This window comes from Streptomyces sp. NPDC006309, assembly GCF_040613095.1.
Classification (GTDB): Bacteria; Actinomycetota; Actinomycetes; order Streptomycetales; family Streptomycetaceae; genus Streptomyces.
On record NZ_JBEXRO010000005.1, the window covers coordinates 170,430 to 185,300 of the forward strand.

At 69.9% G+C, this 14,871-nt stretch carries 14 protein-coding genes; 9 read left to right on the forward strand and 5 right to left on the reverse strand.

The features are described 5' to 3' along the window. Nucleotides 1–446: 446 nt before the first annotated feature. The 5 genes from ABZ117_RS09865 to dnaA all read right to left on the reverse strand — a co-directional run bounded on the left by ABZ117_RS09865 (nt 447) and on the right by dnaA (nt 7,478). A complete protein-coding gene (locus tag ABZ117_RS09865; protein WP_356819069.1) occupies nt 447–1,022 on the reverse strand; it encodes a DciA family protein in 576 nt (191 codons plus the stop codon). After that, nucleotides 1,019–2,140, reverse strand: coding sequence for a DNA replication/repair protein RecF (recF, locus tag ABZ117_RS09870; protein ID WP_356819071.1), 1,122 nt, complete (start codon nt 2,138–2,140; stop codon nt 1,019–1,021). Before recF ends, ABZ117_RS09865 begins: the two co-directional genes overlap by 4 nt. A gap of 33 nt (nt 2,141–2,173) precedes the next feature. Continuing rightward, on the reverse strand, nt 2,174–3,049 hold the full coding sequence (gene gnd / locus ABZ117_RS09875; RefSeq protein WP_356819073.1) for a phosphogluconate dehydrogenase (NAD(+)-dependent, decarboxylating): 876 nt from the start codon (nt 3,047–3,049) through the stop codon (nt 2,174–2,176). Between the two features lie 178 nt (nt 3,050–3,227). Continuing rightward, nucleotides 3,228–4,358, reverse strand: coding sequence for a DNA polymerase III subunit beta (dnaN, locus tag ABZ117_RS09880; RefSeq protein WP_356819075.1), 1,131 nt, complete (start codon nt 4,356–4,358; stop codon nt 3,228–3,230). A 1,188-nt stretch (nt 4,359–5,546) separates the two neighbouring features. Further along, complete coding sequence (gene dnaA, locus ABZ117_RS09885) at nt 5,547–7,478, reverse strand: chromosomal replication initiator protein DnaA (RefSeq protein ID WP_356819076.1); 1,932 nt, start codon at nt 7,476–7,478, stop codon at nt 5,547–5,549. Nucleotides 7,479–7,852: 374 nt separating this feature from the next. Between dnaA and rpmH the strand changes: the two genes are divergently transcribed. The 9 genes from rpmH (at nt 7,853) to ABZ117_RS09930 (ending at nt 14,812) form a co-directional block, all read left to right on the forward strand. Beyond that, a complete protein-coding gene (rpmH, locus tag ABZ117_RS09890) occupies nt 7,853–7,990 on the forward strand; it encodes a 50S ribosomal protein L34 (protein WP_356819078.1) in 138 nt (45 codons plus the stop codon). 21 nt (nt 7,991–8,011) lie between these two features. Then, nucleotides 8,012–8,383 (forward strand): ribonuclease P protein component, encoded by a 372-nt coding sequence (gene rnpA / locus ABZ117_RS09895; protein ID WP_356819080.1) that lies wholly within the window; start codon nt 8,012–8,014, stop codon nt 8,381–8,383. Beyond that, on the forward strand, nt 8,380–8,751 hold the full coding sequence (gene yidD, locus ABZ117_RS09900) for a membrane protein insertion efficiency factor YidD (RefSeq protein ID WP_356819082.1): 372 nt from the start codon (nt 8,380–8,382) through the stop codon (nt 8,749–8,751). The genes rnpA and yidD overlap by 4 nt, the downstream gene beginning before the upstream one ends. A 3-nt stretch (nt 8,752–8,754) precedes the next feature. Next, nucleotides 8,755–10,035 (forward strand): membrane protein insertase YidC, encoded by a 1,281-nt coding sequence (gene yidC, locus ABZ117_RS09905; protein WP_356819084.1) that lies wholly within the window; start codon nt 8,755–8,757, stop codon nt 10,033–10,035. 15 nt (nt 10,036–10,050) lie between these two features. Then, complete coding sequence (locus tag ABZ117_RS09910) at nt 10,051–10,563, forward strand: R3H domain-containing nucleic acid-binding protein (RefSeq protein WP_356819086.1); 513 nt, start codon at nt 10,051–10,053, stop codon at nt 10,561–10,563. Nucleotides 10,564–10,683: 120 nt separating this feature from the next. Further along, nucleotides 10,684–11,400 (forward strand): 16S rRNA (guanine(527)-N(7))-methyltransferase RsmG, encoded by a 717-nt coding sequence (rsmG, locus tag ABZ117_RS09915; RefSeq protein ID WP_121787888.1) that lies wholly within the window; start codon nt 10,684–10,686, stop codon nt 11,398–11,400. Between the two features lie 301 nt (nt 11,401–11,701). Next, entirely contained in the window at nt 11,702–12,775 is a 1,074-nt protein-coding gene (locus ABZ117_RS09920; RefSeq protein WP_356819088.1) for a ParA family protein, read from the forward strand. Further along, a complete protein-coding gene (locus tag ABZ117_RS09925) occupies nt 12,772–13,872 on the forward strand; it encodes a ParB/RepB/Spo0J family partition protein (RefSeq protein WP_356819090.1) in 1,101 nt (366 codons plus the stop codon). Before ABZ117_RS09920 ends, ABZ117_RS09925 begins: the two co-directional genes overlap by 4 nt. Before the next feature lie 322 nt (nt 13,873–14,194). Then, entirely contained in the window at nt 14,195–14,812 is a 618-nt protein-coding gene (locus tag ABZ117_RS09930) for a GNAT family N-acetyltransferase (RefSeq protein WP_356819092.1), read from the forward strand. Nucleotides 14,813–14,871 lie beyond the last annotated feature (59 nt).

Consider the following 14,871-nt stretch of genomic DNA (forward strand, 5'->3'; position numbering starts at 1 on the left):
GGGGCTTCAGGGGCCCTTCTCCCGGGTACCGGGCGTACCCACAGGGGGTGTGTGCCTTGTCCGGCTGCGTCCCCGGTGGGCCGGTGCCGACGCCTCGGGCACCCCCGGAGCCCATGCGGGTGCCCGGCGTATCCACAGGGAGTGCGTACCGGTATCCGGCCGCGCCTCCCGGCGGATCGATGCCGACGCCTTGGGCACCTCCGGAGCCCGTGCGGGTGTTGGGCGTATCCACAAGGGGTCTGGTGCCGGTATCCGGCTGCGCCCCCGGCGGACCGGTGCCGGCGCCTCAAGCGCCCCCCGAGCCCCGTGCGGGTGTCATCCGTTTCCGCAGAGAGCCTGCCGCCGGCGTCCCCCTACGGTGCGTTCCCGCCCGCCCGGGTGCCACCCGGGTCCGCGGAGGCCTGTGCGCCGTCCCGCCCGTGCCCCTGCGGCGTCCCGCCGCCGGCTCAGCCGTAGGTGTCGCCGGGGCCCATGCTGCCCGGCGCCCGCAGGGGGCCGTAGCGGCGGGCGGGGCCGCCCGGGCCCTGCACCTTGATCAGCCGGACCGCGCCCTGCCCGAGGTCCTTGTTGAGCCGGGCCACCAGCTCCGGCGCGAGCAGCCGCAGCTGGGTCGCCCAGGCCGTCGAGTCGCACTGCACCGTCAGCACCCGCTCGTCCTCGTCGTACCGCTGCGGCACACAGTGCTTGGCCAGGTCCTCGCCGACGATCTCCGGCCAGCGGCCCATCACCCCGCCCACCGCGGCGGGCGTCTCCCAGCCCCGCTCGGTGATCAGCCGGTTGATCGCCGCGCCGAGCGCCAGCGGATCACGGCCGTCGGCCCGCGCGCCGGAGCGCAGGCCACCGCCCCGCCGGGCCTGCTTCTTCTGCCGTGCCGCGTCCCCACGCGCGCGTGCCTGCTCCTTCGCCGCGCGCAACGCCACGCGCGCGAGGTCGACGCCGGAGGGCTCCGTCCTCCCCGGGGCCTTCGCCGGGTCTGCCGGGTTCTTCCCCGGGTCCTTCGGAGCCGGTCCGTCGGGGCTCATACGCGCTCCACCGTCCCGTCGGCCACCGTGTACCGGGCACCGGCCAGCACCTGCGGTACGTCGTCGTCCACGGCGGCGGTGACCAGTACCTGCTCACCGGGCGCGACCAGTTCCGCCAGCCGTTCCCGGCGACGGGCGTCCAGCTCGGCGAAGACGTCGTCCAGGATGAGCACCGGCTCGTTGCCCTCGGCGCGCAACAGGTCGTACGAGGCCAGCCGCAGCGCCAGGGCGTACGACCACGACTCGCCGTGCGAGGCGTAGCCCTTCGCCGGCAGCTGCCCCAGCTTGAGCACCAGGTCGTCCCGGTGGGGGCCCACCAGCGTGACACCCCGCTCGATCTCCTGTTTGCGCGCCTGCGCGAGGGCCGCCGTCAGCTGGGCGTACAGCTCCTCGCGCCCGTGCGCCTCGCCGGGCGCCGACGGCTTGTACTCCAGCGCCACCGGGCCGCCGCCCGGAGCCAGCTGCTCGTACGCCTTGTCGGCCAGCGGTTGCAGCGCGGCGACGAGATCCATTCGCTGCGCGAGCAGCTCCGCGCCCACGCGCGCGAGGTGCTGGTCCCACACGTCCAGGGTGGACAGGTCCATGGACCGTCCCCCGTGCCGGCGCGCGAGCGCCGCCGACTTCAGCAGGGTGTTCCGCTGCTTGAGCACCCGCTCGTAGTCGGAGCGCACGCCCGCCATCCGCGGGGACCGCGCGGTGATCAGCTCGTCGAGGAACCGCCGCCGCTCCCCGGGATCCCCCTTCACCAGCGCCAGATCCTCGGGCGCGAACAGCACCGTGCGGACGATCCCCAGCACGTCCCTCGGTCTGACCTGCGAAGACCGGTTGATACGGGCGCGGTTGGCGCGGCCCGGGTTCAGCTCCAGCTCGATCAGCTGCTGCCGCTCGCCCTGCCGGACCTGCGCCCGGACGACCGCCCGCTCGGCGCCCATCCGGACCAGGGGCGCGTCGGAGGCCACCCGGTGGCTGCCCAGCGTGGCCAGGTACCCGACCGCCTCCACCAGGTTGGTCTTGCCCTGCCCGTTGGGGCCGACGAAGGCGGTGACGCCCGGGTCGAGCGGAACCTCGGCCCGGGCGTACGAACGGAAGTCGGCCAGCGAAAGATGCGTGACGTGCATGGTCGTTCCGCCGACCTTCCTGCTCCTGTGGCGCTACTTCTTCTCTACGGCATGGCCGCCGAACTGGTTGCGCAGCGCGGCGATCATCTTCATCTGCGGCGAGTCGTCCTGCCGGGAGGCGAACCGCGCGAACAGCGAGGCGGTGATCGCGGGCAGCGGCACCGCGTTGTCGATCGCGGCCTCCACCGTCCAGCGTCCCTCACCGGAGTCCTGTGCGTAACCGCGCAGGCCTTCCAGGTGCTCGTCGTCGTCCAGGGCGTTGACCGCGAGGTCCAGCAGCCAGGAGCGGATGACGGTGCCCTCCTGCCAGGAGCGGAAGACCTCGCGGACGTTCTCCACGGAGTCGACCTTCTCCAGCAGTTCCCAGCCCTCGGCGTAGGCCTGCATCATCGCGTACTCGATGCCGTTGTGGACCATCTTCGCGAAGTGGCCCGCGCCGACCCGGCCGGCGTGCACCGCGCCGAAGTCACCCTCCGGCTTGAGCGCGTCGAAGACGGGCTGCACCTTGGCGACGTTCTCGGCGTCGCCGCCGTACATCAGCGCGTACCCGTTCTCCAGGCCCCAGACGCCGCCGGAGACACCGCAGTCGACGAAGCCTATGCCCTTGGCCGCCAGCTCCCCGGCGTGCTTCTCATCGTCCGTCCAGCGGGAGTTGCCGCCGTCCACGACCACGTCACCGGGCTCCAGCAGCTCGGCGAGCTGGTCGATGGTCGACTGCGTGGGCTCGCCGGCCGGGACCATCACCCAGACGACGCGCGGGCCGCTGAGCTTGCCCACGAGTTCTTCCAGGCTGTGGACATCCGCGAGGTCGGCGTTGCGGTCGTATCCGAGGACGGTGTGGCCCGCGCGGCGGATCCGCTCGCGCATGTTGCCGCCCATCTTGCCGAGGCCGACGAGACCGAGCTCCATCAGTTGTGTTCCTTAGGTCGCTGTGTGGCGTGACAGGCACCGGAGTGCCGAGCCGAGCCTAAACCCGCCCGGTCACGCACAGCTGTGGGCATACGTGCTCATCCGTAGCCCCTCACCTGCGGATTCCTTCCACAGGCCGGGACGGTTTCCCACCGGCCTGTGGATGAGCACCGGCCGCTCAGCCGCTGAGGCGCACCGGCATGATCAGGTACTTGTACGCGTCGTCGGCCTCCGCGTCCACCGACGGCCTCCCGCTGAGCAGCGCCGGCTTCGTGGACGTCGTGAAGGCCAGCTGGGCCACCGGGGAGTCGATCGCGCTCAGGCCGTCCAGCAGGAACGTCGGGTTGAAGGCGATCGAGATGTCGTCACCCTCCAGCTGGGCGTCGACCCTTTCCACAGCCTGTGCGTCGTCGCTGGACCCGGCCTCGAGGATCAGCACACCCTGCTCGAAGCTCAGCCGCACCGGGGTGTTCCGCTCGGCGACGAGCGCCACGCGCTTGACGGCCTCCACGAAGGGGGCGGTCTCGATCACGGCGACGGAGTTGAACTCGGTCGGGAACAGCGTCCGGTACTTCGGCAGGTCGCCCTCGAGGAGCCGCGTGGTCGTACGCCGGCCCGCGCCCTCGAAGCCGATCAGGCCCTCACCGGCACCCGAGCCGGACAGCGCCAGCGTGACACTGTCACCGGCACCGAGCGACTTGGCGGTGTCCAGCAGCGTCTTGGCGGGGATCAGGGCGACCGCGGAGGCGTCCGGGTTCTCCGGCTTCCACAGGAACTCGCGGACCGCGAAGCGGTAGCGGTCGGTGGAGGCCAGGGTGACCGTGTCGCCCTCGATCTCGATGCGGACACCGGTGAGCACCGGGAGCGTGTCGTCGCGGCCGGCGGCGATGGCCACCTGGGACACGGCGGCGGCGAAGACCTCGCCGGGGACGGTGCCGGTCGCGTTCGGCATCTGCGGCAGCGCCGGGTACTCCTCCACCGGCAGGGTGTGGAGGGTGAACCGGGAGGAGCCGCAGGCCACGGTCGCCCGTACACCGTCTGTGGAAATCTCCACCGGCCGGTTGGGCAGGGCCCGGGAGATGTCGGCCAGCAGGCGGCCGGAGACGAGGACGGTGCCCTCCTCCTCGACCTCCGCGTCGACGTTCACCCTGGCGGAGACCTCGTAGTCGAAACCCGACAGGCTCAGCCGGCCGTCCTCGGCCTTCAGCAGAAGGCCGGCGAGGACAGGAGCCGGCGGACGGGCCGGGAGGCTGCGGGCCGCCCAGGCCACTGCCTCCGCGAGTACGTCGCGTTCCACCCGGATCTTCACCGTAAGCCGCCTCCTGCTGTTGCTACTGAGTCCTCCGACTCGGTGTCACCGCCCACTGCGACGGGCGGAGCACCGGGGACCAGTCTGACGCACGGCACTGACAGTAGGTGCCCGTCGGGGTCAAGTCGGTCCGGGGGGCAGCCGGGCTCGAGACGGCGAGTTGTGCACAGGCCCCGCTTCGAAGCGGTTTCCCAGCTATCTCTAGTCGGAAGTAGTAGTAGGGCCTGTGGATACCGTGGATAACCCCGTTTTCCCAGCTCAGGGCGGGAATTTTATCCACCGGGCCTGTGGGCGGAGCCGGTGGACAACCGGGCCTGTCTGTGGAGAACAAAAAGTTCTGCACACAGCGCCCACAGGGTGGGGGCAGTTCTCCCCAGCTGTGTCCCCAGGAATACCCGGGTTTCCCACACCCCAATCCGGCAGCTTCGTGTGACGCCTTTCACTCGACGTGGTGACCGGGGCCTTCAGGTTGCCGAACAGTGGACAACCATGTGGAGAAGCGCCGGATCACTGGGGACAACGGCCCCCAACCTGTGGGTTGCCCGTGGACAACATCGTCCACAGGCTGGGGCCCCTCAAGTTGTCCACAGGCTGTGGAGATCCTTTGTCCACGAATCCACAGGCCTCTGAGCTGCGCGGAGGCCGCAGGGCCAGCCTGCCTGTGGACGCAGTTCGGGACAACTCCTAGGTCCCCAGGATGTGGACGGAAGAAAGTCACCGAATCTGTGGAGAGTGGCCGTAACCCGGCAAGTATTCGAACACCGGATGACACGGGAGGAACGGCCCACCGGGCTGTCCGCGGCGCTCCGAAGGGCCGGAACACCGGCCGACGACCCCGACGAGCGGCCTCCTGGACGCCGAAGCGCGCACCTTGAGCGGGTCGAGCGGGCCGAGCGGGCCGAGCGGTCGGGCGGCTCGACCGCCCTGAGCGTGCCCGCCCGCTTGAACGGCTCGGAGCGCACGGTGGCCCGCCCTGCTGGGACGGCTCCGCAGCGGGATGCCCCCGCCGGGGCAGCTCCTTCTACCGGAACGGCTACCCCGCCGGAGGCTCCCCCTGCCGTGGCGGCTCTTTCCGCCGGAACGGCTCCCGGGAATGCCGGAGGGCGCCCCGGGATGCGTTCCGGGGCGCCCTCCGTGCCGGTCGGCGTGCGGCCCGCCGGCCTGCCTCCTGCCGGCCTCTGGCCTGCCTCAGCCGTTCTTGATGCGGTTCGTCAGCTCGGTGACCTGGTTGTAGATCGAGCGACGCTCGGCCATCAACGCGCGGATCTTGCGGTCGGCGTGCATGACGGTCGTGTGGTCGCGGCCGCCGAACTGCGCGCCGATCTTCGGCAGCGACAGGTCCGTCAGTTCGCGGCACAGGTACATGGCGATCTGCCGGGCCGTGACCAGCTGGCGGCCCCGCGAGCTGCCGCACAGGTCCTCGACCGTGAGCCCGAAGTAGTCCGCGGTCGCCGCCATGATGGCCGGCGCGGTGATCTCCGGCGTCGAGTCCTCGCCGCCGGGGATCAGGTCCTTCAGGACGATCTCCGTCAGGCCCAGGTCCACCGGCTGCCGGTTGAGCGAGGCGAACGCCGTCACCCGGATCAGCGCACCCTCCAGCTCACGGATGTTCCGCGAGATCCGGGAGGCGATGAACTCCAGCACCTCCGGCGGCGCGTTCAGCTGCTCCTGCACCGCCTTCTTGCGCAGGATCGCGATCCGCGTCTCCAGCTCGGGCGGCTGGACGTCGGTGATCAGGCCCCACTCGAAACGGTTCCGCAGCCGGTCCTCCAGCGTCACCAGCTGCTTGGGCGGCCGGTCGCTCGACAGCACGATCTGCTTGTTGGCGTTGTGGAGCGTGTTGAACGTGTGGAAGAACTCCTCCTGCGTCGACTCCTTGTCCGCCAGGAACTGGATGTCGTCGACGAGCAGGATGTCCATCTCGCGGTACCGCTTGCGGAAGCTGTCGCCCTTGCCGTCGCGGATCGAGTTGATGAACTCGTTGGTGAACTCCTCCGAGCTCACGTACCGCACGCGCGTGCCCGGATAGAGGCTGCGCGCGTAGTGCCCGATCGCGTGCAGCAGGTGCGTCTTGCCGAGCCCCGACTCCCCGTAGATGAAGAGAGGGTTGTACGCCTTCGCCGGCGCCTCGGCGACCGCGACCGCCGCCGCGTGCGCGAACCGGTTCGACGCGCCGATGACGAACGTGTCGAACAGGTACTTGGGGTTCAGCCGCGCGGTCGGCTCCCCGGGACCGCTTCCCTTCGCCGGCTGCCCGGCGGCCGGGCCGGACATGTCCGGGCGGCCGTGGCCGCCACGGTGCGCCGACGGGTCGGGCAGCTCACGGCGGACCGGGTCGCGCTGGTCGTACTCGGCCCGGGAGGAGTCGTACTCGCCCCGCGCGGAGTCGTAGTCCGGGCGGGACGGCTCGTAGGGCGCGCGCGGGGCGTCGTAGTCACCGCGCTGCTGTCCGTACGACGGCCGGTCCCTGCCCTGCGGCCGGTAGTTCTGCGACGACGAGCCGTACGCGTCCGCCCCGGAGCCGTAACCGTCCTGGGACGACGGTGACGCGTACGGATCGCGCTCGGGGAAGCCGAGCCGCGGCTGCTGCCAGCCGTAGTCGTCCTGCCCGGAGCGCGGCCAGGCGCCGGGCTCGGGGCGCTGGTACTCCGACGGGTAGGCCGGGCGGGCGGTCGGGAGCTGGTCCGGGCGGCCCTGCGGGGACTGCTCGCCACCCGGCTCGGTGCCCGGGATCTGGTCGGGCCCGCGGTGGCGGCCGTAGCCCTCGTAGGGCCCCGAGGGCAGTTCCTGCTCCTCGTAGCGCGACGCGGGCGCCTGCTGCGCGGGAGACGCCGGCGGTTCGCCCGCCGAGTCGTCCACGGTGATCGCGATCCGGATGGGCCGGCCGCACTCGCGGCTCAGCGTCTCGCTGACGACGGGTGCGAGACGGCCCTCCAGTACGCCTTTCGCAAATTCGTTCGGTACGGCGAGCAACGCGGTGTCGGCGACCAGCGCCAGCGGCTGGCAGCGCCGGATCCAGTGCTCGTCCTTCACCTCGACGCCCTGACCGCGGCCCTCCCCCAGGAGCTGCTCCAGTACGCGTGGCCACACTGCGGCAAGATCGGCAGGTACGTCAGCCACAGGGCACGCTCTCTCACAGGTCCCACGAACGTGTGGTCCGGGGGACGGATCGGGATCTGAATCGGGTGGTGAGTGGGACAAGGGAACGAATCGGAGTCCAGCCACGGTAGTCAGCGCGGCGGGTAGGGTTCAAGTTGTTGTCCCCAGCCTGTGGACAGTGTCTCTCGGCTGGCCCCGGTTTGACCGGACGGCCCGGCCGCGCGTACCGTAACCAGGTCGAGTTGTCGATGGCTGCTGCCGCCTGCCTCCGATGGGCACAGATCACCTGGGTGATCGGGAAGCGGTGCACTCGGGCGTGAAGCGAGCTACTCGTGGGCGCACGGTGACAGCCAGGACGGCACCCCGCCACTACCGATTTCTTCTGGAGCCCCCGAGTGAGCAAGCGCACCTTCCAGCCGAACAACCGTCGTCGCGCGAAGACCCACGGCTTCCGGCTGCGTATGCGCACCCGTGCCGGCCGCGCGATTCTCGCGTCCCGCCGCAGCAAGGGTCGCGCCCAACTGTCCGCCTGATCCCGGTCAGGTCATGACATCGTGCTGCCCACCGAGAACCGGCTGAGGCGGCGCGAGGACTTCGCGACCGCGGTACGACGAGGGCGCCGGGCAGGCCGCCCAACCCTCGTCGTCCACCTTCGTAGCGGTGCCACGGACCCGCACGCGCCTGGGGAGAGCGCTCCCCCGACGCGTGCGGGTTTCGTCGTGAGCAAAGCCGTGGGTGGTGCGGTCGTGCGCAACAAAGTGAAGCGCAGACTGCGTCATCTGATGCGTGACCGAGTCACCCTGTTCCCCCCCGGTAGCCTGGTAGTCGTACGAGCGCTGCCCGGGGCGGGCGACGCAGACCACGCACAGCTGGCCCGAGACCTGGACGCCGCCCTCGAGCGGCTGCTGGGAGGGGGCGCGCGATGAAGTACCCGCTGCTGGCTCTGATCAAGCTGTACCAGTGGACGATCAGTCCACTGCTGGGGCCGGTATGCAAGTACTACCCGTCGTGCTCCCACTACGGCTACACGGCCATCGACCGGCACGGTGCGGTCAAGGGAACGGCACTCACCGCTTGGCGCATCCTCCGGTGCAATCCGTGGTCGCTCGGCGGTGTGGACCATGTCCCTCCGCGTAAGCGCCCGCGGTGGCACGAAAGGCTGCGCAACGCCTGGCGCGCACGCAAGGGCGGGCCCTCCGCCGCACCGGCCATCGAAGCGAAGCCCGAGAAGCCTGCTTCCGAGCTTCCCCCGAGCCCGGCCGCAGAGACCTCGTCCCATGCCCAAGGAGCATGATTAGTGGACACGATTGCCAGCCTGTTCAGCTTCATCACGACACCCGTCTCATGGGTCATCGTCCAGTTCCACACGGTGTACGGCGCCATCTTCGGCCCCAACACCGGGTGGGCCTGGGGCCTGTCCATCGTGTCCCTCGTGATCCTGATCCGCATCTGCCTGATCCCGCTCTTCGTGAAGCAGATCAAGTCGACGCGCGCGATGCAGACGCTCCAGCCGGAGATGAAGAAGATCCAGGAGCGCTACAAGAACGACAAGCAGCGCCAGTCCGAAGAGATGATGAAGCTGTACAAGGAGACGGGCACCAACCCGCTCTCCTCGTGCCTTCCCATCCTGGCGCAGTCGCCGTTCTTCTTCGCCCTGTACCACGTGCTCAGCGGCATCGCCTCGTACAAGAAGATCGGCGTCATCGACGAGCAGCTGCTCGCCAGCGCCCGTCAGGCGCACATCTTCGGCGCCCCGCTCGCCGCGAAGTTCATGGACAGCGCGTCCACGGTCGAGGCGCTGGGCGCCACGCTGACCGACGTCCGGGTCGTGACCGCGGTCATGATCGTCATGATGTCGTTCTCGCAGTTCTACACGCAGCGTCAGCTGATGACGAAGAACGTCGACACCACGGTGAAGACGCCGTTCATGCAGCAGCAGAAGATGCTGATGTACGTCTTCCCGGTCATGTTCGCCGTCTTCGGCATCAACTTCCCGGTCGGCGTCCTCGTCTACTGGCTGACCACCAACGTGTGGACCATGGGCCAGCAGATGTACGTCATCCGCAACAACCCGACGCCGGGCTCCAAGGCGCAGGCCGCCTACCTGGAGCGCCTGACCAAGCACGTCACCGAGCACGGCAAGATCCGCCGGCGCGGTGAGAAGGCCATCATCAAGGCGATCGTCGCCAAGGGCCGCGACCGCAACGAGTTCGAGCGCAAGTTCGTCAACGCGCTGAACAAGGCCGGTCTCGCCGCCCAGACCGACGGCACGGTGGTGCGGAGCACGGCCCAGGCCGCGGCGCAGACCGAGGACGGCGTGACCACCACCACGGCCGTGGCCGACACCGCCGCCCGGCGCCAGCAGCCCAAGCGGCAGAGCAAATCCCAGCGTCAGTCCGGCGCGCCCAGGCAGCCGGGTGACGACTCGCTGTCGCTGGAGAAGGCCGACGAGCCGCAGGCCGCCAAGCCCACCGCCGCCAAGCAGCCCCAGAAGCCCGGCTCCGCCACCCGCAGCAAGGCCCAGTCCGGCCAGCGCAAGGGTGGCCCGCAGCGGCCCAAGTCCCCGTCCAAGAAGTAAGAAGGAGCCCATCCCGTGACGGAAGGCACCACCTCCGCCGCTGCCGAGGGTGCAGACACCCTCTCCCGCTTGGAGCAGGAGGGTGAGATCGCGGCGGACTACCTCGAGGGTCTGCTGGACATCGCCGATCTGGACGGCGACATCGACATGGACGTCGAGGCCGACCGCGCCGCCGTGTCGATCATCGGCGACACCGGCAGCCGTGACCTGGAGAAGCTGGTCGGCCGGGACGGCGAGGTGCTGGAGGCGCTTCAGGAGCTGACGCGCCTGGCGGTGCTCCGGGAGACCGGTGACCGCAGCCGGCTGATGCTGGACATCGCGGGGTACCGGGCCAGGAAGCGGGCCGAGCTGTCCGAGCTGGGCGCCAAGGCCGCCGCCGAGGTCAAGAGCAGCGGCGAGCCCGTGAAGCTCGCGCCGATGAGCCCCTTCGAGCGCAAGGTCGTGCATGACGCGGTCAAGGCCGCCGGACTGCGCAGCGAGTCCGAGGGCGAGGAGCCGCAGCGGTTCGTCGTCGTACTGCCCGCCTGATCGGACCCTCGCGTTTCACCGGCCCCGTCTGTTGAGCAGGCGGGGCCGAATATTTGTCAGCCTGGTAGTTCTGGTGGGCCGGTGCACGAAGCGCCGGCGCTGTACGGAAGGACGGTCCCCGTGACGGAGGCAGCGGAGCTTCCCCCCGCGCCCGCGCAGGCGCGGGAAGTGTTTGGTGATCGCTTCGCGGATGCGGTGCGGTACGCGGAGCTGCTCGCCGAGGCGGGCGTGCAGCGTGGCCTCATCGGCCCGCGGGAGGTGCCCCGCCTGTGGGAGCGGCACCTGCTCAACTGCGCGGTGCTGTCCGAGGCCGTCCCGGAGGGCGTGACGGTCTGCGACGTCGGCTCGGGTGCCGGCCTGCCGGGTATCCCGCTGGCCCTGGTCCGCGACGACCTGAACATCACCCTGCTGGAGCCGCTGCTGCGGCGCACCAACTTCCTCAGCGAGGTTGTCGAGCTGCTCGGCCTGGACCACGTCACCGTGGTGCGCGGCCGTGCCGAGGAGGTCATGGGCAAGCTGCCTCCGGTACATGTGGTGACCGCACGTGCCGTGGCTCCGCTGGACCGCCTGGCCACGTGGGGCATTCCGCTGCTGCGTCCGTACGGCGAGATGCTCGCGCTGAAGGGCGACACGGCCGAGGAGGAGCTGAAGGCCGCGGCCTCCGCTCTCAGCAAGCTCGGCGCGGTCGAGACATCCATCCTGCATGTGGGCGAGGGTGTGGTGGATCCGCTGTCCACCGTGGTGCGGGTCGAGGTCGGGGAGAGCCCGGGCGGTGTGCGGTTCGCGGCCAAGCGCGCGAAGGCGGCCCGCACCGGTCGTGTCCGCCGCCGTCGCTGATCCGTCCTGACGACGAGCCGTACTCCACACAAGCTGCCCCTCCGCGATGCTCCGGAGTGTCGCGGAGTTTCGGTCGCGGGCGCTGTGCATCGTGTTTCACGTGAAACGTCGCTCATTGCTGCACGGCATCATCGGTCGCGGTCGCGCCGCGGCCGAGCCCCGCGACCGGAAGTCCCTCGGCTCGCTCGGAAAGGAGCCCCCCTCCCCGGGCGCCCCGCCCCCCTCCAGGGGTACGGAGTTGTCCACAGAGGTGGATTTCTCCACAGAACACCAGGCCTCACTGGTTCATGACCCCGACGGCATGGGAGGCTCTGTTCATTGCGAGCCTGATGTCGAGGAGAGTGAATCCGTGCGGTCCGACGCCAATATCGCGGGACCGATGACCGATCCGGTCCCCGGTCCCCGCACCGAGTCGATGGGGGCGGATGTTTCACGTGAAACACCGCCCCCGATGGACGACACTCCCATCGGTCGAGCGGCCCAACTGGCGGTGGAGGCCCTCGGCCGTGCCGGGGAAGGCCTGCCACGACCGGAGCAGACCCGACTGATCGTGGTCGCCAACCAGAAGGGTGGGGTGGGCAAGACGACGACGACCGTCAATCTTGCCGCCTCGCTGGCTCTGCACGGCAGTCGCGTCCTGGTGGTCGACCTCGACCCGCAGGGCAACGCCTCCACGGCTCTGGGGATCGACCACCACGCCGAGGTGCCCTCCATCTACGACGTGTTGGTGGAGAGCCGGCCTCTCGCCGAGGTCGTCCAGCCCGTCGTCGATGTCGAGGGTCTCTTCTGTGCCCCCGCCACCATCGATCTCGCCGGTGCGGAGATCGAGTTGGTATCCCTGGTGGCCCGGGAGAGCCGGCTCCAGCGGGCGATCCAGGCGTACGAGCAGCCGTTGGACTACATCCTCATCGACTGCCCGCCCTCCCTCGGCCTGCTGACCGTCAATGCGTTGGTCGCGGGCCAGGAGGTTCTCATCCCGATCCAGTGCGAGTACTACGCGCTGGAGGGCCTGGGCCAACTGCTCCGCAACGTCGACCTGGTGCGGGGGCACCTCAACCCCACGCTGCATGTGTCGACCATTCTGCTCACCATGTACGACGGCCGGACGCGTCTCGCTTCCCAGGTCGCCGAAGAGGTGCGCACCCACTTCGGTGACGAGGTACTGCGGACGAGCATTCCCCGCTCCGTCCGTATCTCCGAGGCGCCGAGTTACGGGCAGACGGTGCTGACTTACGATCCAGGATCGAGCGGCGCCCTCTCCTACCTTGAGGCGGCCCGAGAAATCGCGCTGAGGGGCGTCGGTGTCAGCTATGACGCCGGCCACGCCCACATCGGCGCCCAGAACGACCCGAGCATGGTGGAGGGCATCCAGTGAGCGAGCGACGGAGGGGACTGGGCCGTGGACTCGGCGCGTTGATCCCCGCTGCCCCGACCGAGAAGACCCCGACGCCGGCGGCGATGGGCGGTGGAGCATCGGCCTCCCCCGCCGCCGTCCCGGTGCTGACGACCGACCGGGGGGTGGCCGCGGCGAAGGTGGCCACGCTGCCGCCTGTCGCACGCGAGGCCGAGGCAGCCCCGGCGAGCCCGGACGTGGAGGTGCCCGCGGCTCCGATGGGCGCCCACTTCGCCGAGATCCCGCTGGACGACATCACGCCGAACCCGCGCCAGCCGCGTGAGATCTTCGACGAGGACGCGCTCCAGGAGCTGGTCACCTCCATCAAGGAGGTCGGCCTCCTTCAGCCCGTTGTCGTGCGCCAGATGGGACCGGCCCGCTATGAGCTGATCATGGGCGAGCGCCGCTGGCGCGCCTGCCGCCAGGCCGGCCTGGCGGCCATCCCGGCCATCGTCCGGGCCACGGAGGACGAGAAGCTCCTCCTGGACGCGCTGCTGGAGAACCTGCACCGGGCGCAGCTGAACCCGATCGAAGAGGCCGCTGCCTACGACCAGCTGCTGAGGGACTTCAACTGCACACATGATCAGCTCGCGGACCGGATCGGACGCTCCCGACCGCAGGTCTCCAACACCCTGCGTCTGCTGAAGCTGTCGCCGACCGTGCAGAAGCGGGTGGCCGCCGGAGTGCTCTCGGCCGGTCACGCCCGGGCGCTGCTGGCCGTGGAGGACTCCGAGGAGCAGGACCGGCTGGCGCACCGGATCGTGGCCGAGGGGCTGTCCGTGCGGTCCGTGGAAGAGATCGTCACGCTGATGGGGTCGCGGCCTCAGAAGGCCTCGCGTTCCCGGGGTCCCCGGGCCGGATCGGTGCCCTCCCCGGCGCTGAGCGAGCTGGCCACCCGGCTGTCGGACCGCTTCGAGACGCGTGTGAAGGTCGAACTGGGGCAGAAGAAGGGCAAGATCACCGTCGAGTTCGCTTCGCCGGACGACCTGGAGCGGATCCTCAGCACATTCGCCCCGGGCGAGAAGCTGGCCCTCCAGAAGAGTCTTCAGGAGGATGCCGGCGAGGAGACGCACGACTGACCCTCGGGCGGATCCACCGCGTTGTGCAGGGGAGCGGGCCGTGTCCGGTGTGTACCGGAACACGGCCCGCTCTTTGCTTTGAGGCGGTATCGAGTGAATCGCATCGTGGATACGATGCGAACAGGTATGGCGCATCCACCGGACAGCATCTGCATCTCTGAGCGGGAGTCGGGGCCATGCGATCGATGAGCCGCACCGGAATGGTTAGCGCGGGCCTCGGCCTCGGCGCGGCCGGCGGATTCGTCGGCAGCCTGCTCAGGGAGCGGAGCGCTCTGACAGCCGCACATGATGCGGCGAGCGAAGGAAGCGAGGATCACCCTCCATGGGGCGTCGGCTCGTGCCGCTCACGCTGGACAACCTTCAGGACCTTCCCCAGCGCTGTCGCTCATGCGTCTTCTGGGAACTGGACCCCGTCAGCGGCGAAGCGGCGGTGACAGCGGGCACCTCCGCGACGGAGAAAGAGGCCTGGATCTCCGCCGTCCTGCTGGACTGGGGATCGTGCGGCCGGGTGGCCTACGTGGACGACGTGCCGGCGGGCTTCGTGCTCTACGCCCCTCCGGCCTATGTGCCGCGCTCCACGGCCTTTCCCACGAGCCCGGTGTCACCGGACGCGGTCCAGCTGATAACGGCCTTCATCCTGCCCGGTTACCAGGGACAGGGGCTGGGCCGGATGCTGGTGCAGGCGGTCGCCAAGGATCTGCTGCGCCGGGGCTTCAAGGCGATCGAGGCGTTCGGTGACGCCCGTTGGAAGGAGCCCGCCTGCCTGCTGCCCGCCGACCATCTGCTGGCCGTGGGCTTCAAGACGGTACGTCAGCATCCCGCACATCCGCGGCTGCGGCTGGAACTACGGTCCACGGTCTCCTGGAAGGAAGACGTGGAGATGGCCCTCGACCGTCTTCTGGGAGCGGTCCAGAAGGAACCCGCACTGAGGCCGCTCTAGCGGACGGGGGCCGACGGGCCACCGTCAGCACATGGCCGTCCTATGCGAATGGGCCAACC

What these genes read in the sequence shown, in the direction of transcription:
- recF (WP_356819071.1), bottom strand. Translation starts at nt 2,140, where the DNA reads ATGCACGTCACGCATCTTTCGCTGGCCGACTTCCGTTCGTACGCCCGG.
- ABZ117_RS09920 (WP_356819088.1), top strand. Translation starts at nt 11,702, where the DNA reads ATGGGAGGCTCTGTTCATTGCGAGCCTGATGTCGAGGAGAGTGAATCC.
- ABZ117_RS09930 (WP_356819092.1), top strand. Translation starts at nt 14,195, where the DNA reads ATGGGGCGTCGGCTCGTGCCGCTCACGCTGGACAACCTTCAGGACCTT.
- gnd (WP_356819073.1), bottom strand. Translation starts at nt 3,049, where the DNA reads ATGGAGCTCGGTCTCGTCGGCCTCGGCAAGATGGGCGGCAACATGCGC.
- yidD (WP_356819082.1), top strand. Translation starts at nt 8,380, where the DNA reads ATGAAGTACCCGCTGCTGGCTCTGATCAAGCTGTACCAGTGGACGATC.
- ABZ117_RS09865 (WP_356819069.1), bottom strand. Translation starts at nt 1,022, where the DNA reads ATGAGCCCCGACGGACCGGCTCCGAAGGACCCGGGGAAGAACCCGGCA.